The sequence below is a fragment of the Paraburkholderia sp. GW821-FHT02A12 genome (assembly GCF_059422005.1).
Window position 1 is genome coordinate 822,113 of sequence record NZ_JBWKWA010000001.1, and the last position, 20,255, is coordinate 842,367.

The 20,255-nt window shown below is 60.2% G+C and carries 16 protein-coding genes and 3 pseudogenes; 12 read left to right on the forward strand and 7 right to left on the reverse strand.

The window, feature by feature from the left end; genetic code table 11:
* Window positions 1-8: 8 nt before the first annotated feature.
* Entirely contained in the window at window positions 9-1,658 is a 1,650-nt protein-coding gene (locus AC07WT_RS03735; RefSeq protein ID WP_494946098.1) for a methyl-accepting chemotaxis protein, read from the forward strand.
* A gap of 804 nt (window positions 1,659-2,462) precedes the next feature.
* The gene (locus AC07WT_RS03740) at window positions 2,463-2,819 is read left to right on the forward strand and encodes a hypothetical protein (protein WP_494946099.1); all 357 of its coding nucleotides are present in this window, start codon (window positions 2,463-2,465) and stop codon (window positions 2,817-2,819) included.
* Window positions 2,820-3,001: 182 nt separating this feature from the next.
* Here the strand turns inward: AC07WT_RS03740 and AC07WT_RS03745 are convergent.
* Window positions 3,002-3,860 (reverse strand): annotated as a pseudogene (locus AC07WT_RS03745) (IS110 family RNA-guided transposase); the annotation flags it as partial.
* Window positions 3,861-4,163: 303 nt separating this feature from the next.
* Here AC07WT_RS03745 and AC07WT_RS03750 point away from each other — a divergent pair.
* Window positions 4,164-4,460, forward strand: a complete 297-nt coding sequence (locus AC07WT_RS03750; RefSeq protein ID WP_494946100.1) for a hypothetical protein — start codon at window positions 4,164-4,166, stop codon at window positions 4,458-4,460.
* 314 nt (window positions 4,461-4,774) lie between these two features.
* Here AC07WT_RS03750 and AC07WT_RS03755 read toward each other — a convergent pair.
* Window positions 4,775-4,942 (reverse strand): annotated as a pseudogene (locus AC07WT_RS03755) (NAD-dependent epimerase/dehydratase family protein); the annotation flags it as partial.
* A gap of 722 nt (window positions 4,943-5,664) precedes the next feature.
* Between AC07WT_RS03755 and AC07WT_RS03760 the strand changes: the two are divergent.
* From AC07WT_RS03760 to AC07WT_RS03790, 7 genes are all read left to right on the forward strand, one after another.
* Window positions 5,665-5,883, forward strand: a complete 219-nt coding sequence (locus AC07WT_RS03760; protein WP_494946101.1) for a hypothetical protein — start codon at window positions 5,665-5,667, stop codon at window positions 5,881-5,883.
* A 470-nt stretch (window positions 5,884-6,353) separates the two neighbouring features.
* Window positions 6,354-6,713, forward strand: a complete 360-nt coding sequence (locus AC07WT_RS03765; protein ID WP_494946102.1) for a hypothetical protein — start codon at window positions 6,354-6,356, stop codon at window positions 6,711-6,713.
* Between the two features lie 199 nt (window positions 6,714-6,912).
* Window positions 6,913-8,766 carry an AAA family ATPase gene (locus tag AC07WT_RS03770; RefSeq protein ID WP_494946103.1) on the forward strand — a complete coding sequence of 618 codons (1,854 nt, stop codon included), beginning with the start codon at window positions 6,913-6,915 and terminating at the stop codon, window positions 8,764-8,766.
* A 103-nt stretch (window positions 8,767-8,869) separates the two neighbouring features.
* Window positions 8,870-9,238: an HVO_A0114 family putative DNA-binding protein gene (locus AC07WT_RS03775; protein ID WP_494946104.1), complete on the forward strand. Its 369-nt coding sequence runs from the start codon at window positions 8,870-8,872 to the stop codon at window positions 9,236-9,238.
* 17 nt (window positions 9,239-9,255) lie between these two features.
* Window positions 9,256-9,567: a hypothetical protein gene (locus tag AC07WT_RS03780; protein WP_492592590.1), complete on the forward strand. Its 312-nt coding sequence runs from the start codon at window positions 9,256-9,258 to the stop codon at window positions 9,565-9,567.
* Window positions 9,568-9,794: 227 nt separating this feature from the next.
* Window positions 9,795-10,652: a GSU2403 family nucleotidyltransferase fold protein gene (locus AC07WT_RS03785; protein ID WP_494946105.1), complete on the forward strand. Its 858-nt coding sequence runs from the start codon at window positions 9,795-9,797 to the stop codon at window positions 10,650-10,652.
* Between the two features lie 909 nt (window positions 10,653-11,561).
* Window positions 11,562-11,861, forward strand: coding sequence for a hypothetical protein (locus AC07WT_RS03790; RefSeq protein WP_492592592.1), 300 nt, complete (start codon window positions 11,562-11,564; stop codon window positions 11,859-11,861).
* Between the two features lie 157 nt (window positions 11,862-12,018).
* Here AC07WT_RS03790 and AC07WT_RS03795 read toward each other — a convergent pair whose 3' ends face one another.
* From AC07WT_RS03795 to AC07WT_RS03815, 5 genes and pseudogenes are all read right to left on the reverse strand, one after another.
* Window positions 12,019-12,282 (reverse strand): hypothetical protein, encoded by a 264-nt coding sequence (locus AC07WT_RS03795; protein ID WP_494946106.1) that lies wholly within the window; start codon window positions 12,280-12,282, stop codon window positions 12,019-12,021.
* A complete protein-coding gene (locus AC07WT_RS03800; RefSeq protein ID WP_494946107.1) occupies window positions 12,282-14,474 on the reverse strand; it encodes a penicillin-binding protein 1A in 2,193 nt (730 codons plus the stop codon). Before AC07WT_RS03800 ends, AC07WT_RS03795 begins: the two co-directional genes overlap by 1 nt.
* Before the next feature lie 815 nt (window positions 14,475-15,289).
* Window positions 15,290-16,855: a methyl-accepting chemotaxis protein gene (locus tag AC07WT_RS03805; RefSeq protein ID WP_494946108.1), complete on the reverse strand. Its 1,566-nt coding sequence runs from the start codon at window positions 16,853-16,855 to the stop codon at window positions 15,290-15,292.
* A 480-nt stretch (window positions 16,856-17,335) separates the two neighbouring features.
* A complete protein-coding gene (locus AC07WT_RS03810) occupies window positions 17,336-17,608 on the reverse strand; it encodes a hypothetical protein (protein WP_494946109.1) in 273 nt (90 codons plus the stop codon).
* Window positions 17,592-18,037 (reverse strand): annotated as a pseudogene (locus AC07WT_RS03815) (MgtC/SapB family protein); the annotation flags it as partial. The pseudogene AC07WT_RS03815 and the gene AC07WT_RS03810, both read right to left, overlap by 17 nt.
* A 245-nt stretch (window positions 18,038-18,282) precedes the next feature.
* Between AC07WT_RS03815 and AC07WT_RS03820 the strand changes: the two are divergent.
* Together AC07WT_RS03820 and AC07WT_RS03825 are read left to right on the forward strand one after the other, a co-directional pair.
* The gene (locus AC07WT_RS03820) at window positions 18,283-18,771 is read left to right on the forward strand and encodes an NUDIX domain-containing protein (protein ID WP_492592596.1); all 489 of its coding nucleotides are present in this window, start codon (window positions 18,283-18,285) and stop codon (window positions 18,769-18,771) included.
* Window positions 18,772-19,196: 425 nt separating this feature from the next.
* Window positions 19,197-20,255 carry an NHL repeat-containing protein gene (locus AC07WT_RS03825; protein ID WP_494946110.1) on the forward strand — a complete coding sequence of 353 codons (1,059 nt, stop codon included), beginning with the start codon at window positions 19,197-19,199 and terminating at the stop codon, window positions 20,253-20,255.

A 20,255-nucleotide genomic window follows, 5' to 3' on the forward strand; every position in this document is an offset into this window, starting at 1 on the left:
GAGACCCAATGCTCAACAACATCACCATTCGTGGCGGGCTGACGCTAGTGATCAGCGTGTTCGTCGCTTTCCTGCTGACCGTGATCGGTGTCGGCTACGGCGCGCTCAAGCTCGCGAATAGCAGCCTCGACGAAACCCAGCGCAGCGCGGCCGCGCTATCGCATCTGAAGGCGAGCTCCGAGAAGCTGCTGCAAGTGCAGCTTGCGCTCGGCACGTATCAGACGCTCTTCAGCGTCGGCAAGCAGACCGACGATCTGCTGCCGGCCGCGCACAAGGTGCTGGTCGAGTCGAACAAGGACTTCCGCAACTACATGGTCGGCCCGTTCGTCAACGAAGAGGAAAAGAAGCTTGCGCAGGCTGTCGAACAGGCGCGCGCCGCGCTGGTCGATAAGGCCATCGAGCCGGAGTTCAAGGCGCTCGCCGACTTCGACTTCAACACCTTCCGCAACATCCAGGGCGAAACCGCGAACAATTTTTACGCGGCGTATTCGAAAGCCATCGATGCGCTCGAGCACGTGCAGGTCGACAATCAGCACCAGCAGGCCGAGACCGGCGCACAGCGTTTCCGTCTCGCGACGCTGCTGTTCGCCGCGATCGGCGCAATCGCCATCGTGATCGGAGTGGCGGCGCGGATCGGTTTGTCGGCGGCGCTGATCAAGCCGGTCAATGTGACCATCAAACATTTCGAGCGGATCGCCGCCGGCGATCTGACGATCGCGATCGCCAGCAAATCGCGCAACGAGATGGGCCAGTTGCTCAGTGCGCTGACGAAGATGCGCGACGGCCTCGTGGAGACGGTGGCGAAGGTGCGCGGCAGCACGACGGCGATCACGCACGGCGCGAACGAGATTGCGTCGGGCAACGCGGATCTGTCGTCGCGCACCGAGCAACAGGCCGCGGCGCTTCAGCAGACGGCGGCGAGTATGGAGCAACTGTCGGCGACGGTGAAGCAGAACGCGGACAACGCGAAGCAGGCGAACCGCCTGGCGCAGGGCGCGCTGGATACGGTCACGCGTGGCGGCTCGGTGGTGTCGCGCGTGACGCAGACGATGGATGGGATCACCGAGTCGTCGCGCAAGGTGGCCGAGATCATCGGCATGATCGAAGGGATCGCCTTTCAGACCAATATTCTTGCGCTGAACGCCGCGGTTGAGGCGGCCCGCGCGGGTGAACAGGGCCGCGGGTTCGCGGTTGTCGCATCAGAAGTGCGCAGCCTTGCACAGCGCTCAGGCGCGGCGGCGAAGGAAATCAAGGAGTTGATCGGCGAATCGGCGGCCAAGGTGCAGGAGGGGGCATCACTTGTGTCCGACGCGCAGAAGACGATTCAGGAAGCCATGAGCGCGGTCCAGCGCGTCACAGGCGTCATGAACGAGATCGAGGCGTCCGCGCTTGAACAGAGCGATGGCATCGAGCAGGTCAACAAGGCGGTTTCACAGATCGACGAAGTCACGCAGCACAACGCGGCGCTCGTCGAAGAAGCGGCAGCCGCGGCGAAATCGCTGGAAGAACAGGCGGCCGTTTTGCGCGACGCCGTCGCGGTGTTTCGGCTTGATGGGAACCCGTCAGTGTTGGCCACCCGTGATCGAGCGTTATTGGATTCCGGCGGCCGCAGTCGTGCATCGCTACCGAAAAACATCTCATCTGTTCAGGTCATTTAAGTCCTGACGCTACTCTGCCCGGCCGGTATTCTCGCGTCGAACGCGGCCCGGAAGCGGTGCCTGCCGGTGAACGCGGCGCGGTCTCGCGGTGGTGGCCCGGAACTGCGCAGTCTCGCGCCGCGCTCGGGCGCGGCGGCGGAGGTGAAAGGCCGCATCGCTCCTGTCCGAAGCGCTGAGGACGATTCACGAAGCCATGAGCGCGGTCGATCACGTTACCCGCGTGATGAACGAGATTGAGGCGTCCGCATTGGGGCAGGGCGACGGGAACGAACGGGGAACAAGGCCGCTTCACAGATCGACGAAGTCGCGCAGCGCAATGCGGCGCCCGTCGAGGAAGCGGCCCGGGCGACGAAATCGCTGGAATGTCAGGCGACGGTGGCTCGCGATTCAGTAGAGGTCTTTCTACTTGACGATGATGCGTCAGCCATGGCTGCAAAGACATCGCTTGACGGAATCGCGCACCGTCCGAGTACAACACTCGGCGAAATCCCGTGTGCCTTCGTACTACGCGCGCTATCGCGATAAGGTCGCTGGGCGCTGTCAGAATTATGTGTGCGGAGTTCATCGGGCGGTACGTCAAGATAGCCCCATGCTGACTGAACGAGCATGGCGAGGAGGAGCGGGAAACCCCAAATAGCTTTAGGTGGTTCCCGTCTTATTGCCTACTTGACGGAGACGCACAAATTATCTCTAGAACATGACGGAGCGCCAGGCAAACGGATATTTATTCAACCGATTTTCCAACTTGCATGACGACGCGCGCATAGGAGACTGAGGATACTTCCTCAATCTACAGAGATTTCCATGTCACTGCCCCCTCGCCCTGTCTCCTCACTTGGGCGCACAACTCGCCAGCGGTACACGGACCGCATTCAAGCAGTCGCTGACGGTCCAGATACCTTCAACATCCTTATCGATGGGCAACTGCGCTTCCGCTTGGAAGGCGAGAGCCAGTGGCCGGCCCAATGGCGACTGTACGCCATTACGGATGTCGCGCGCGCCGCCCAGTGCCTCGCGATCGAGAACGAATATTGGGATATCGTTTCCCAGCTCGAGTGCGGCGTGCACTTGATGCCGAGCGAGAACATTAGACCCGTGACGAGTAGGGCATCGGGCGACTCAACCTATGCTCGCTGGCCGGAGTATTTGCGCGAGCGCTAATCGATGCCGCTGGTGATGTGTTCATCGCGCAAAAGTCGCCACAGGCCGCGACGAAGTGCACGGCAAGTAAGAACGCCTTGTCATCGCAGGCCGCGATGAGACGCTCCCTGACTGTCAATCCGGTATCCACTTCACGGGATCGCGCATGCCTCGACGAGCAGCTTTCTTGCATAGCACTGCTACGTCGCCCTCAGGAAATTCCGATCAAACGCTGCTGCCATGATGGCGTTTATCACCCGAAGAGTGTTCGGCGGGCGTCACGCCGAGCCAGGCCATCAGCTGGCGGGGATGCACGAAGCGTGAGAGATCGCCGAGTTCGGCGAGCATGCCCACCGCCGTGGTGAACTGGACGCCGCGCATCGCCTGCAGGCCCAGTACGGCCGGATAGAAGCGCCAGTTAATCACCGCCTCGCGCAAGGCAGCCTCAAGACGGCTGCATTGCGCGAGGCGGTCCTCGATCGTGCGCCGATGCTCCTCAAAGGCCAGTTGTTGCCACGCGCTGTCGAACGAATACTCGCTCAGCCAACGCCGGTGGGCCGGGCCCCAGTTCGCGGTGCCCGTATAGCGCACCCCGTGCGAAAGCAGAAAGGCCTTCACCCGTTGGCGCGCCTGTTTCAGATCATCTTTAGCGGTGACCCAGGCGCGCGCCAGATCCCGGAACGCTTCATCTTCAACGCTCGGTACGTACACCGCGGACAGGTCGCCCGCACGCAGCGAGCGTACAAGCTTGACGGCATCACGTCGATCGGTCTTGACGCGCTCGCCGGGCTTCTTCGGAATCAGCGAGGGGGTACACACCATGCACTCGAATCCTCTTTCGACCAGTTGGCGATAGAGGCCATAACCGCACGGGCCGGCTTCGTAGACGATGCGTATGCGGCGCGCTTTGGACTGCAGGCGTTTGCACAGCCGATCGATATCCGTCTTTGTGGTACCGAATTTACCCAGCAGTTCGACTTCGCCCATGCCGATCGCGTACGCCACCGTAATCGACTCCTTGTGAACATCGAGTCCAACGTACGCCGTGCTATCTTGTTCCATGCTGGCCTCCGTGCCGGAAATCGCCGGGTGTGGCCCTGTCCACACCGTGCGGCTCTGGCAGCAATGCTAACCCGCGTTGGATTTCTCGCGGCAGGCCAGCCTCTGCCTCACGGGAAGTCATACTGCCTAGCCCCAACTTGCGTTTCGTGGACCCCATGTGATCCTAGACCTGTCCTTGCGTCGAAGACGTAGTTAGACAGACCGGGAGCAGTTAGATCGTAGGCACCCGATCTCCTGACTTAATGGGCAATTTCGCAAGCTGCGTACCGTGGCAACGGATCGCCATTCTCACAGGACCACAAAATGGAAATCAAACGTTTCATCTTTCAATCCAACGGCGCGGAGGTCATCAAGGTGACAGACGCCGGTGTAACAGGTTATATCGCCGCATCCATTCCACTGGAAGCGCTTGCAATCTGGCACCGGCGAATTGGCGCTCAACTGAAGCGGATCAGCCGGCTCCGGTATCGTCAGCGACTCGGGAAACGTCGCAGATTGAAGCCAGTGCGCGTTCGCACGCGCCGCCGCCGTCCAGAGAAACGCTATCGCGGCCGCATGCGCCATTGGAGCGGCGCCCCGCGCCAATTGTGCAGGCAATAGCGTGCACCTGAACAGGTGTGCCTAAGAATGACATTGTTTGAACGGGCGCACGGCATCGCGGGCGTTGATCGCTGTCCGAGCCTGTCTTCGAACCTGAATTGTTGAGGTGAAACGCCGAACCGATTCAACGCGTCGACCTTACTTTCGTGCACTCGCCGTGCCAGGTGCCGCCAGGGTGCCGACTAGTGCCCGAGGTTGCTAAATTAGCGTCACGCTTTGACCAGAGCATCCAGAGCATCCAGAGCATCCAGAGCATCCAGAGCATCCAGCGCATCCGGCGCGGCCAGATGTCCGCGCGCCATCGGCCGACGAGTCTTCGGCACGTCATAAACAGTCGCCGACGAACTGAACACAAACTGATTCACATCGAGCGCGCATCACGTCGAGCAAGGTCAGCAGACTGACGAGGTTGTTGCGGTAGTGCTCGATAGGCTTCGCGGCGATCCGCCGACTGCCTTTAACGCCGCGAAGCCTCGGCTTCCGCATTGTGCCCGATGGGTCATCGTGTAAAGGCGGCGTCTGCTTGCATTCGCTGAATCTTCCCTGACACTTGGCTCGCGATTGTGCGCTGGCTGTATCAGCAGATTCACAGTCGTCAACCAACATCAACCAGACTGGAATCCTCACGAAAATGAAAAAACGACTTGCTGAACATCTGTTTCCGCCCGACAAGAGCATCGTGCGCTACGGCGGCTTGTCCGTCGTGTCGCTGTTATCGGCTGCCGGGTGACGTATGCGCCACCGTCACTGATGAAGCGGCACATGACACGCGGCACTTGCCTAGAGCAAAGTGAGCGGCAGGCGGGTGAAGAGACGACTTTCTCTTAGCCCGTACGGTGCTCACGATTAAGGAACGCGATCTTCATTTCCATCACTGGACTGCACCTTGCAGTCCGTCACTATTGATGTAACCCGATGACCAATATCCACAGATACTGGCGCGTGTTCTGGGGCGAGTATTTCGCCCTCTTCATGGAGTGCATCCACTACCAGTCGCCGTAGCGTGCCGCCTGACCCGCAGCCGCAAAAAGTAAGTTAATTTTATCCGGCCGAGTGCTTTGCTGATCTGAAATCAGGCGTTCAGCGACACGCACTCGCGACGTTTGCGTTCAGTTATTCAGAAGAGAGACTGGCATTGCGTCGGTTATCTGTTTCTTCCGTCGCGCAATAGTCTCACTTTCACACTCAATAAAATGGAGTCCGAATGAACGTTTTGAAAAAACTAGCTGAATATCTCTTTCCATACGACAACGGCAATATCGGCCTTCTATTGCTCGCTATCGCGACGGCTGCATTGAGCAGTGGCGTCGTTGCCATATGCTTATGGATCGTGCATTCCCCTCCCGCACTGTCAGCGTCGGACGCGGTGCAGCTCGATTGTCTCGAACGCTGCGAGAAGATGTGCGACAGACAAACCCGTTAGCTCTCGCGCCACGCGAAATTTCTCACCAACTCTAGAGAGGAAACACACATGGGAAACTTTCGATCCTACTGGCACGTTTTCTGGACAGAATGTCTTGCCATATTCCTTGATTACGTCCAGCCGTTGGTCGTCGTCGCGCGATGGCTGCGTAGTAGAAAATAAGATGTAGTCTGCCATCCGCTTTACGCCCACGCCCGAGACGGTGTGGGCGGCTCGCCTCACGATTCCTTCCGCCCGTCTCCTCCCGAGTTTCCCTTCTGCGTCATCCGCTCCGCGATCCTTCGCGTGGGCACGTCGCATCTCCATCTCCAATATCCGCTCACCGTGCGCCTTTCGCGGTCGCCCATCCACAGAGCCGTTCCTGCGCGTCCTGATTCGTCGACTTGCATCCGTCTTTTCGTGCGCGACGATGGGTCTGTGTTCTTCGCATCTGAACGAACCACCTGTCCCATTCATCAAGGAGAAACTTCATGCAGAGCGATCGTCCTCAGTCCCGTCTGAACTTCATTGACCCGGCTTACGCAGAAATCCCGTGGTATTTCCACTGGCTGTTGAACACCCTGGGCGCGATCGGCCTGGCTGCTCCGTATCTGACGGTGCTGATCCCGTGCTTCGCAGCGGTGTGGGGAGCCGGCCAGTTGCAGTTGCTCTTCGGCTCCGCCGCATACGGAACCGTGCCGGCCCTGATGTCGATGATCAGGACCGGTGCGACGATATTTGGCATCGAGATGCTGTTCACGATGTATTGCACCCGTCACGAGTGGGAGGAGGTCGTGCGCAGGATCATCCACGAGGCGTGCGAGGAATTCCTGCAGCCGTGGTTGCGCTGACCATCCGACGTCCTTTCCATCTTTACCAGGAACAACCATGAGACACCTCGTCCGTTCTGTATCCGGATTTGTCCTGCATTTCGTGCTTGCGACAGCGCTGTATGGCTGGGCACACGCGATCCTGCATGAACTCGCATCAGGGAAGCTGATGCATGCCAGAAACCGACCCCTGATACTGGGCGTCACCGTCGCGCTGGCGGTGCTGTTCTGGTTCCTGTATCACAGATATCACTTCGTTCGGCGCATCGCCCTCTTCATGCTCGGGCTGGCGGTTCTTCAATCTCTTGTCCATCTGAATCGCCCCTGGCTGACGGCGTTTGCCGGGTGTCTGGTGCTCGCGCTGGTGGCAGGCGTCTGGTACCGACGGGCCCACCCGCTCTCGCCGTCAACCCGCAGGGCAAACGTCTCCGACGCCCGGCGCGAAAGTTATTTCCAGGCTGTCTTTCCCGGAGCAGCGTCACCGACGCGGCCGTCGCAGCCAGCAGCGCCTGCGTTCGCCCCTGATCCGGTTCGTGCCGCTGAACCTGTCTACAGTTTTGACGAACTCGTCGCGCAACCGCGTTTCGATTTCTCCCAGATCGTCGGGATGGCTGCGACGAAAGCGAGATTGCTGGGTGCCGCACGCGAAGTTATCGGAAATCCAGAGCGCGCGCGCAACGGCGTCCTCCTGTTCGGAGAGCCCGGCAACGGCAAGACCATGTTTGCCGAGGCGCTCGCTGGCGAACTGGGCGTGCCATTCTTCGCGCTCGACTACGGTTCGGTCGCAAGCAAGTGGATCAATGAGACGCCGGCGAAGGTCAAGGCTGCATTCGCCCAGGCACTGAAGCTCGGCCACGGGGTCTTCTTCATCGATGAATTCGATAGCTACGTCAAACCCCGCGGGGACGGAACACACCACATGGACCGGGACCTCACGAATGTGATGCTCACTGAGATCGTACGCCTGCGCGGCACGCGAATCGTCCTGGTCGCCGCGACAAACAACGTCGCCGCACTGGATAGCGCGGCGATTCGCGAAGGCCGGTTCGACTTCAAGGTTGAAGCACCTCCGCCAGATCTCGAAGCCCGCAAGGCCATACTCCGTCGCTCGGTAGGCGAAGCAATGGGTTTCCATGCGCTCACCGCACCGATGCTCGCAAATCTCGCAGCGCGCTGGGAGGGATTCAGCGCCGCACGCCTCGCATCGGTCGGGCGCGAGCTGGCTGACATGCGTCGTGAGGGCGCCATCGGCGAAGGCAGCCTGAGCTTCGATGTTGCGATGCGTGCGATGCGACGCCTACAGGGCTCGAAAGGCAGGCTTCCTGAAAACGTGAAGTCGATCGACGAAATCATCATGCCGGATGTCTCGCGCAACGATCTGCATGATCTCGCCTTCAGGCTGCGACACGCCGACGGCCTCGAGCGGCTCGGCGGCAGCCTGCCGCGCGGCGTGCTGTTCTACGGGCCACCGGGTACTGGCAAGACACAGGCGGCCATGGCGCTCGCTAAAGCCAGTGGGTACGCGTTTCTGAAGACGACGGGGGCCGAACTGCTCGCGAACCCCTCCGCGTGGGACAGGCTCGTCAGGGACGCGAAGGACCTCCGGCCAGCGATCGTCTTCATCGACGAGGCGGACGATGTGCTGGGCGAGCGCCGTATGTCAGGCGTCGCCCCGGTCACGAACAAAGTGCTGACGACACTGGACGGTGCGGACGGGCGGCTGCCGGACGTTCTGTACATCTGCGCAACGAACCATCAGGACGCGCTCGACCGGGCTGTGCTTCGTGGCGGGCGACTTGAAGAGAAGGTCGCGTTCTCGGTACCGGAGCATGAAGCCCTGACGTCCTACGTCCGCATGCGTTTCAGGGTCATGGCCGGCGACGTGTTCGCCGTCTCACGCCACACGATGGACTGCGCTGTCGCCGGTCTGAAAGGCCATTCGATTGCGGATGCTGACGCGGTGTTGCAGCGAACCATTGACGCCGCAGCCGTGCGGCATCTACGCGAAGGCACTGCGGTGATCACCGCGGAGGATGTGCGTACCGCGTTGCGCAGCAGGTTCGCGCTGGGCTGAAGACAGTACCGGAAGCGTGTCGCGTTGCAATCCAGAGTTGGCGCGATATCGTCACGATGTGCGCCACCAGTGTCGCACATCTCCCTATAGAGAAGGAATGACCATGCGACTTCTTATCCTCGAGACCACTTCGTTTGACGCCATGCAAGAGCGTATGGACGCAATCCTCGACGGTCAACACCCCGATTCAACATTCATATTCTTCGAGGAGCCAGAGGGGTTGCTGAGGACCACTACCGCGAAACGCATGGAGATGATCCGGCTGCTGCTGCACGACGAAGGACCGATGACGGCGGAGGCGATTGCCATGCGTCTGAAGCGTGGCAGGATGATGGTAGGCCGCGATCTCGAAGCGCTTCTCGAGTCGGAAATCATCGACCTCGATCGGGATGCACGTTACCTGTTCGAGTTCGATGGCATCAGGATCCGGTTGCAATTCCCGCACTCTGAACACAGGGTGGCGCAGTCTTGAACACGGACACGTGCGAAATGGTATTTGGTTTCCATGAATCGGGCACCATGCGAATCAGCCGTCTCGAGTATCTATCGGTTCCGGAGGACGGGAAGCTGCCCTCCGGTGCGTTCATCGAAGTAGATGGTCTGTACCTCGTCAGCGCTCCCCAGGGCGGCGACGGTATGGACGGGATCGTACGCGACCCGGCGCACTGGGCGGTGTGTCTGTTCCCGCGCGACGCTCATGGCAACGTCTTGGGCTGGTTCATGGAATTCGATTCAAGACGCGACCTCATTAACGCTCTGGGAGATGGCATCTCGACAAACGCAATCATGTGGCTGCAGTGACGAGCGAGACGATCATGTTGCGGCGAGGATGAAAGCTCTTGTGGACCCCCTCGCCTTCGGGCGAAGCTTCCTGCGACTCTAAACGCTGCGGAGGTCGGTGGCTTGGATCACTGGTACCACCGATCTTTGCCGAACTGTTTCCAGCAAGCGTCCGCGCTACCGCTCAAGGTCTTATATACAACACTTGCCGTGCGACGGGCGCGCTTGCGCCCGCGCTCGTCCGGCCGATGTCGAAGGGCCACAATGTCGGCGCTGCGCTCGGAGCGACAGCGAGCTTCTTTGCGCCCGCGGCGGTGATCGTTTTTTCTTCCTGCCGGAAACTCGAGGGCAAGAACTCGAGTGACGACAGTTTCCGCAGGGCTTTAAGATCATCGGGCGCATCAGGCCGAATGGGTCCCGTTGCGGCGTCCACCGGATGTTGTATAGCGCGCGCATGCCGCCCCGCTGTCCGGCAACTCGGCATCGAGTTCGAAGATCGCATCGACTTCGCGCGCCGGCGCCAGTGCAACAGAAATAGCGATGACGTTATCAGTAGTTTCTTAAATAGTACTGATACTACGATCTTGCAACAACCCGGTATTCGTTTTGTTGAAGTACCCCAACTCCAGAGAGCCGCGCCAGCGACATCCTTCAGGGAAGCCGGCATCTCGCGCTTTCACGTCGACCTGCTGCCCCCGTCGCCCGATGAAAGCTTCCCGATCCGGGCAGTGCCTGAGTTGAAAGCCCACGCCGTTGGACTACCGTATCTGGCGTACCTGTTGGGTACGTCGCAGACAGGCACCCTTCTTTCGCGGCACGGGGCCGTCCCCGTGCGAGTTCCCGATGCGAATCGCTTCGCAATACACAAACTGCTGGTCTCGCAGCTGCGTGATCATGCGAGCACAAAGGTTCTGAAAGACGTACAGCAGGCGGCAGTCCTTCTGGCATGCCTTGGCGAGCATCATCCGGGCAGCATTGAAGACGCTTGCGCTGCGTTGCCGAAGAGTGCACGGCGCCGTACCACGCGGGCCTTGAAGGTTCTGGAGCCTTTGCTGAATCCCCATCCGGCCGCGTGGAACGAGATAACGGAAGCGTTATCGGCCTGAGTGAACACGGCAGGCCGCTGCTGTCCTTCCGCTGGCAGGTCGGTAACGATGCGGCAGGGCAGGGCGGGCGTCCCCGCGGTAGCACGGGCAGCGCACGATAAACCTTACCGCCGACTTCCCAATCAATGGAGACGATAGTTGCCGGTCCAATGGTCGTCCCACTAACACTTCAACGATGGCAGGGGTGTCGGCCTTGTGCAAACCTTTTTATCGCATCGCCCACGGGGTGGCAGAGGACCATTTTGGTGAAGCAGTTTGTTATTGCAACTCCGAAGCGCACAGGAGTATCGAGTAAATCCCTCCGGCTGAGCTGGATGACGCACGTCACCAGTCACCAGTGACAATGCGTGATTCCTCTGGACGGGCGGTAACCGGGTGTTTTGGAGTGCGAGCGCGCAACTTGCGGAATTCGTTGCGTGGCGGAATCCAACTTCCTCCGTTAAATCAACGGCATGATCCTGGAGGCCTGTCTCACTGTGAGACAAACTGCCCTCGATGACGGGTGCTGCGATGCGTCTCCTGATCGTGGGTGGTATGCCCGTGCGCTATACCATGGCTCCCTATCTGTGGGCTGGAAATGAACCGCCACTTGCCACCTTCGGCTGGTACGTGAACCCCGTGCTTGCCCTGGCCGTCGAGACAAGAGTGGGGTCATGGCTTGGCGCGGCGTGAGGAAGGTATGGCGCCTCTAGCTCTCTACCGGCCCCAACGATGACAAATATGAAAGGGGTAATTTCCTCCGCATTTTTGGCTCTCTGCGACTGTCTGAACGAACGGGGCCGCCTCTAAGCGCCCGTCCGGCGTAACCGTAAAAATTATTTTCACTTCCCCCTGAAATCCGCCTCGCACAGTCCGATAAAGGTTGCAGCGGACATCACCAGCCGCTAGACCCGGAAATCCGGAGTCTTCGTGCTGAAAGCGCGTATCAGGGACGCGCGCTTTCAGACGCTAAGTGTGGGCCGCTATCGGAAAATCGGAACTTCTGTTCAGAGTCTACGGAAGTTCGGCATCGGCGCGGACTCGGTCGGCCTTGCGGCGACCGTCATCCGTCTCAGCGCGGCCACGAAGCGTCATTCGCCCGCCCCGCCGCTCGGACATTCAGGCGTCGGTTCCACCCAGGAGGCGGCCATTCAATTCGCGATGTTGAACGTTGCTTCATCGGCCGAAGCGGCCATTGCCCCTGCCTCACTCGTGACTGCCAGTGAATGACCGCTTCCGCGCAAAGCCAACGTCCTGCATCGACCTAATGTCGGCCTTGCCCCCGAGACTCGCCCTGGTCAGGACGAAGGCGCTCAGCCTCCTAATGCCGGAACGGCGTTCTGCAAGATCGCTTCGATCCCTTCGATCCTTTTCCATACGTTGTTACTCAGCAGTGTTCGGGGCATTCCGTCTCACGCGCAAAAAGCAGGATGCAAACACATTTCAGCAAATCCAAACAGAGCCTGGCCCATGTGCCGCAACGGATCGTTTCGACATCGCAAGGCGCCATGCTTGCGGGGGCCGGGGTAGGCTTCGGTCGAGCAATCCGGATCGAGAAATCGGTCAGCGGGCTACTGCCGGCCGCCTCGGATTGAGATGCTGCGTCGGCGGCACCGGCGAATGCGAATGTCGCGTCCGCCAGCGACGACATCAGAACCTCCAGAAGAGGAAGTGTCGATGCCGTCGCGCATGGACCGTGCGTGGTGGCCGCGTCTCGGGGCCGAACTGCGCATCCGGATCAATGACCCTCGCGCGCAGCGCCATGTCGTAGAACGCGCCCACCACCGGTAAGGCGCTGTGCGCGCCCTCGCCCCAATAGTCGTTGCCGAGCGTCACACGTGCATCGTCGAAACCTACCCACGCGCCTGCGACCAGTTGCGAATGCATCAGGATGAACCAGCTATCCGTGTTGTCCTGCGTCGTGCCCGTCTTGCCGGCCACGTCGGCGCGAATCCCGAAGCGCGTCCGGATACCTGCGCCGGTGCCCCGGTTAACGACGTCGCGCATCACGTCGACGAGCGTTTGCGCGGCGCCGGCGGGCAGCGCCTGTTCCGGCGATGCGCTCGCGAATTCGGCGAGCACCTTGCCGTCGTGATCCTCGATGCGCGTGACCATGCGCGGTTCGAGATAGGCGCCGCGGTTCGCGATCGTGCTGTACGCCGAGACCATTTCCTTGAGCGTGACGGGGCTCGTGCCGAGCGCGAGCGACGGCACCGCTTCGAGCGGACTCTCGCGCACGCCCATCGCACGCGCGAGCTGTGCGACCTTCTCGGGACCTTCCTTTTGCATGAGCTGAGCGGTGACACGGTTGCGCGAATACACAAGTGCGTCGCGCAGCGTCATCGGTCGGCCGGTGGGCGGTTCCGCGTCGGTAGGCCGCCAGCTCGCATGCCCAGTCAGCGGAATGGCGACGTTCCGGTCGACGATCGTATCGCTCGGCCGCGCGCCGTCCGCAAAAGCCGCGCCGTAGACGAACGGCTTGAACGTCGAACCCGGCTGGCGCCGCGCCTGCTGCACGTGATCGAACGGCTCGTCACTGAAGTCGCGGCTGCCGACCCATGCCTTGATATCTCCGTTGCGCGGATCGATCGCGACAAACCCCGCCTGGATCTGCGTCTTGCTCCGGCAGAGCGCGCGGACGAACGTGGGGTTCGTGCCGAGCTTCCTGAGCGCGGCCGGATCCGATTGACCAGCATCGCGTGCGGCGCGGTAATCGGGCGTCTGCCGGATGAATGTCTGGAACAGGTCGTTGCCCGGCCAGCAGCCCGTGCGTTCGTTCCATGCGTCGTTCGCGATCGATTGCAACTGGTTCGTCTGCCAGTCCATCGCCTGCGTCGCCATCGCCTGCAGGCGGGAATCGATGGTCGCGCGCACGACCAGCCCGTCGGTATAGATGTTATAGCCATTGCGATCGGCCCATGCGATCAGCCACTTCCGCAATTGCGCCGAGAAATGAGGCGCGGTGCCTGGTGGCGCGGTCTGCAACTCGAAATCGACCTTAAGCGGTTGTCGCTTCAACCAGTTGTAAGCGTCGACCTTGAGCTTCCCGTACTTGTTCATCTGCCCGAGCACTGTGTTTCGCCGCTGCAACGCGCGCTCGGGATTGAGCACCGGGTTGTAGGCGCTGTTGGCCTTTAGCATGCCGACGAGCGTCGCGCTTTCGAGGATGTCGAGCTGATCGGCCGATTTGCCGAAGTAGGTGCGTGCGGCCATTTCCACGCCGTAGGCGTTGTACAGGAACGGCACCGTGTTCAGGTACGTCTCGAGGATCTGATCCTTGCTGTACACGGCTTCGATCTTGAACGCCGTGATCGCTTCCTTAAGCTTGCGCGTGAGGGTCGGCGCGCGGCCGATTTCGTCGGGATACAGGTTGCGCGCGAGCTGCTGCGTGATCGTCGAGCCTCCCTGCCGGTCGCCGGAGAACGTATGCAGCGCGGCCGACGCGGTGCGCTTCCAGTCGATGCCGTGATGCTCGTAGAAGCGGCGGTCCTCGGTCGCTATCAATGCATCCACCATGTACGGCGAGATCTGTTTGAGCGACACCCACTCGCGATTGACTGGCTTGAATTCCTCGAGCAGTGTGCCGTCGGCCGACACGATCAACGCTGGCCGTTCGATGCGGGCTTTGCGGATGTCGCCGATGCCCGGCGTAAACGGCACGAGCGCAAGCACGTACAGCAGGAAGAACGCCGGCAACGCGGCGAGCGTCAGCGCGATGCCCCGTCGCGTTGGGTGGCGAAGGCGTCGCAGCGCGCTGTTAAAGTCGAGTCTGGCCTTCGTGCTGCCGGCGGCGGCCAGCGGTTGGATGCGGGCGAGCCACCGTGCGCAATGTTCACGAAACAACGATAAATATCGGCGATTCACGGTAGCGGGGCGCTGGCGGAAAAGCCGGGATCGTACCAAAACGGAACGGCGCTTCCGTCGTCAAAAAAGGGCCCCGGCGCACGGCATTAACAGATGATTACATCTGTTTCGTGTGGACAACGTTCTCTGCCTATGGCCCCGGATTTGCGGTGGGCCTTTGCACGCGATCAGGACGCGGAAATATGGTCGAACGCGATTGCATCAGGCGCGAAGACGGAGGCACGCCTCATATGGATCACTCGCTGAGAATGTCGATCCGGGGATCAGCAGGCTGAGCGCCTTCTTCATAACCAGGGTGAGTCAGATTCCAAGTGTTCTTATTGGGGTGCCGTCAAGATTCGGGCTGGCTTGTACGCTTGCGATCTGGAAAGTCCCACTGCATAGGGATCGGCACAAACCGTGCTTCGAGCGGTTGAGCCGGGGACAATCTCATCACAGCAAGTGCTTGATTTGATTAATTGTGCAGCGCCGCTATCGTACGTTGGCGTCCGAATTCTTGACGGCACCCCAAATACGACGCCGTGCGTGACAGGGTACTCGCCCTGTCGCGCGAGAACTCACAGGAAGCGTTCACGCTCGCCAAGGAACAGATCAGGCGGCACAGATAATCAGTCACGCACTGTGCCCCCGATGCTGGGACGACCGCTTTTCGGGTTGAACCCGCCAGTCGGCAAGCCGAGTCCGGCCCTCAGGCACAGCCCCTCGAACGCGATCGGTAAAATGGCATTAACGCGACCGCGTTACGGATAGCTTCGACAATATCGTACGAGGACGACCGTTCCCGGAAAATCTGCTCAAATACCTCCCAGTGGTATTGCCAGCTGCCTCACCCTGAAAAAGGAAATCCGTTGTTTCAACTCGACAGTTTGCCGAACCAGTGAGGCTGCAGTAGCTGACGCCTGCTCGACGAGCGCTGCGTTTTGCTGCGTAGCCTCGTCCATAAGTGAGACTGCCTGATTGACCTGTTCGATACCAGTGCTTTGCTCGCGAGATGCGCTCGATATTTCGCTCATAAGCGCCGTAACCTGCGCCACGACCGTGCTTACCTGACGCATGGAATCGCCCGCTCCCTGAGCGAGCAACGCGCCGCTTGTCACCCGTTTATTCGAAGTCAGGATCAGATCCCTGATTTCTTTCGCGGCGGCCGCGCTGCGTTGTGCCAGCATGCGGACCTCTGACGCCACCACTGCAAAGCCGCGCCCCTGCTCGCCCGCACGGGCGGCCTCGACAGCCGCGTTTAGCGCCAGTATGTTGGTCTGAAACGCTATTCCCTCGATGACACCAATGATGCTGCTCATTTGCTGGGCGCCCGTCGCCAGCTGACTGATCATCCCGGCAACACGACCCACCTCCGCGCTACTGCCGCCAGTCGCTTCGGACGCGGCGCTCGCCAACGTGCTCGCCTGCATGGCATTCTCGGCAGTGTGTTTAACGGTGGCCGTCAGTTGCTCCATACTTGCCGCCGTTTCTTCCAGGGACGCGGCCTGTTGCTCCGTGCGCCGTGACAGGTCGTCATTGCCGGCTGAGATCTGTGTTGATGCTGTCGCGACGGACTCGGCGGTCTGGTGAACGTGACGGACGACGTCGGAGACCCTCTCATTCATACTGCGCATGGCGTCCAGCAATTGCCCCGTTTCGTCAGTTCTGTCGACGATGATTTCGCTAGTGAGGTCACCGCTTGCGACTGCCCTGGCGACGGTCACAGCGGCCCCGATCGGGCGCGTGATGCTTCGGGTCATGAAGATGGCGAGCAACGTCGCGGCAATCAGCGCGGCAATCGTGACCACCACGACAGCGACTTCCGCGACATGCGCCAACTCGGTAATCGTCGCGCCCTGTTCGGTCGTGCGCTGCATGACGATCTGGATCATTGCGTCCAGCGCCTTTCCGATCGGCTTGTCTGCGCCGGCGACGCTCCTGTCCCGAACATCAATTGCCGCCCCTGACTCCACAAGCGGAGACAGTCGGTCCATCGACGCCCGATACGCTCTCGTTGCATCGAAAAGCGCCTCACTTGCCGTCTGTTCGTCCGGGCCGAGATGCCCACCGGTTTCCAGCGCCTTGACAGCAGCATCGATGTCGTCCAGGTTCGCCAGAAATTTCGCGTTGTAGGCGCCCCCACGAAGTACATAGTCCTTGTAATTATGAACGGCATCGCCGAAAGTGCCTTTGGCGTGCTGCAGAACCTTTAGCTTGGCAAGAGTGACCGATTCAAAATCGGTCCATTCATTTGTGATTCGCGTGAGCTTGATGAATGCCGTCGCGCCGAGTACCACTGTGAGGAGCGCAGCAAGGGAGAATGCGATTGCGAGACGCACCCCGATACGGAGATTTCTGAAACGAAGGAAAGTACCTGTCATTGTTTGTCCTTATCCTGGTCGTGAGAATCGAGAACCCCTTCAGATGCATCGCTGCTGGTCTCATCGAACCGATCGGGCTCAGGCAGATTCCGGCAGCGTGCCATGCATCATGTATTACGGCCTGATTCAACGCGGACTTAAGAGACGGAGCGGCACGAAAAGGTTTGCGACCGGATTATTTTTTCATCAGAATTTACCGATAATTGACCAAGTAATTTCCTAATCGCGAAAGGAACCTGACTAACCTTCAGGTAAATGCCATAGAGCCTCTGCTAGAGTTCCCGATATGGTCCACAGCAATATCCTGGTGCAAGGTAGAAGACACCCAGGCAGGCGATTCCGGGCACGGGCCGACGCGGCACCCGAGAGGTAGTCGGACGGGCATCCAGATCAGTCAGAGCCAGACGCACATCAGGTAGAGGACCCATCTGTTGTTCGATCTGCCACGTTCAAGATCGCTTGCCGGTTAGCGGCCGAACGTTATTGGCTTTCGTGACTAAAAAGATCATCGACAATTCGCCGTGCAGCGCTGTAACCGCCCATCAAGGCATCTGCCTCCGTCGCAAACGGGCGACCGCCGACCTCACCGAAGCGCAGCGGCGAAAATACCGCGACCGCATTGCCTGCCTGAAGAATTCTGACTATCGCCACGTAGCCCGCGCGCGCAGCAGCCTCGGCATTCGGCCGCCAGCTAAAGTCAGATTCGACACCCACCACAAGGGTGTACCCGTGATATTCATACGTACGCGTCATGGCCTACTCCGCTTTCATCTGCCATCCGGCACTCACGGACGCCCGGCATCGCTGCCAGCCGTGTGCGGATCATCTCGAATTGGCCGTCGCGCGCGACAGCCCGATCTGCACGTCGTCGAGTTCAGGGTTGTCTTCCGATTGCTGGACCATGAGCTGCTTGACCCGGACACTTCCCGTGCCCAGGGCGTTGTGCCCACTGTCGAGCGATACGCTGCAGCGTTCGACCAACAGGGTTATGTTGCGCTGTTGTTTGACCGAAATGAAGCGACGTTCGAGCAGTTTCACGCCTGCAAGGATGATCAGGAAAATGATCGTCACGCCGAGGGCGGCGGTGTACATCCCACCACCGACCGCCAGACCGATTCCTGCGACCGACCAGAGGCTGGCAGCGGTCGCCAAACCTCGCATGATCTCTCCACGCAACAGGATTGGCGCCAACCACTATAAATGGCCGCTCAGGATCGAACCGAGTCGGCCGCGTCGGGCAGAGGTCGGCCATGAACGGTCGTTCCACATACGCCCTTGAATTGTTGGCAATCGCTATCCCGAGCGGGAGCAGCCTCCGGCTAAACTACGGTTCACAGGCAGCGGTGTGACAGACGTTGAATGATCTAAGCCGCACGAACGCGGTGAACCGGAAGATCCTCTGACCATGAAAGGAAAGGAGAGACCTCATGCCGAGCCTTGAGCGAGCGCGATCGACTATGCTTATCGACTCTGTCTGGCGCATGGTGCTTCGCCTCGGATTTCCGCTCGCTCGCGCCTGGTGGCACCTTCGACGGCCTCGCCATGAGGGCGCGCTAGTAGCAATCTACGTCGGGCAGGCGCTGTTGCTGGTGAAGTCATCGTACCGGACCGAGTGGAGTTTTCCCGGCGGTAGTATCCGGCCCGGTGAGACGCCTGATGCAGCGGCGCAGCGCGAAATGGAGGAGGAGATTGGTCTCTCGTCGTACCCATTACTCCCCGCGGGCAGTGTCTGCGGCGTTTGGGACGGACGAAGAGACCGGGTGCATTTCTTTGAGCTGCACCTCGATTGCATACCCGAGCTGCGGCTTGATAATCGTGAGATTATCGCCGCGCATCTGGCATCGCCGGGGGAATTGCCCGGCATCGCGCTGACAGGGGCGGTCGCTGCGTATCTCGGCAGAAATCTCTGCTGTTAGTTGGCCCTTTTCCTTTCGGGACATCTCGACGGGCCCTGGTGACGGCAAAGCAGCCGCTCGGTCTTCGTCACTTCTGGTTAGAGCGTATGTGATGGCAGCTTTTGAGGAAATCGAGTGACGCTTACGGGTCGAACTGAGCTGCTCGCGACTCGGCTGCGTTCTGCCAAGTTGAGCCGCTCACACAGGCATTCCGACCGTTCGTTGCTGGGCTAGGAACGAGCTAATCACGCGTTAAAAAGCCGGCCATCCGTGTGGGACATATGGGCATAACACGTTAGCACGCTGGACTACCGTTCGATATCGATGGGTGTTGCTTCACATCGCCCGCCAAAACACAGGTCCCAACTGGCGGAAGTTTGTTCGGCCTCCGGCCGGCGTCTATGCTTAATCGGCGCATTCGCACACTATGATCCAGGAGGCGTGTCATGAAATCCGCGCTATGTGTCGCCGTCGTCAGCATGCTTTTCGGAGTCCAGCTGGCGCACGCCGCCTGCTCGCACGACGCCATCTTTCTCACGCTCGGTGATCAGATTCGCGGTTACTCCGCGCGCGCCAACGGAGCGACCGAACCCTGCCAGGTACTGCAAGGGCCGCTCACTACCCTGATGACGGCCGGGGCGACGGTGATCGACAGGAAGGACGCCTTTCACGTTGCGCAGTTTGGCAATGACACCGTCGACATCTTTCCGCGGAAAGCGGAGGGCAATCAGGCGCCTGGTCGCTCGTTCATGCCGGGGATGACAAATGACCTGCCCGGCATCGCGGTGGACTCTCGCCTCAACGACTTCGTCCTGAGCGTTCGTCTCTCGACTGCGGGCGTGATGGTCGTTCCCGCCAATAGCTCCGGGCCAATACCCAATCCGGTCCGCATTACCGATCCGAATATCACCCAATACCAGAGCATCGCGATCGACGGCGACGACAATCTGCTGATCGCGGGTTATGACATACAGGGAACGGCGATCATTGACACGTTCGGCACGAGCCGAAGCGTGACCGCGCCACCGCTTCTGCGCAGCCTCACGGGTCCTAAAACCGACCTGTTTCCGGGCCGCGATGTTTTTTTCTCACAGATCGCCACGTCGATCGCTGTCGATCCTCGTACGGACGAATTATTCGTCTACAACACGACTGCGGATGCGAGCCAGACCCAGGTGAGCATTTTCGCCGCCAAGGCGAATGGCAACGTGCGACCGATACGGACAATCAGCGGTCCAGCCACGGGAATCATCGGCCAACGCTTGCCGCCGCCGGGTAACAGGATCGCCGTCTCGCCGGATGGACGGCTCTTCGTTGCCGAGCCGAACCTTCGCATTCTCGCGTTCGCGCCGGGAGCAAGGGGCAATGTGGCGCCGTCTCAAGTCATCGAGGACTCCACGCCCGGTCCAGCCAACTCCGGAGGGATCGCTTTCCGGTCGGGGCGAGGCGGGCAACAGGATGAAAACGAATGTTCGATGAAAACTGAAGAAGCCGGTAGAAAATAA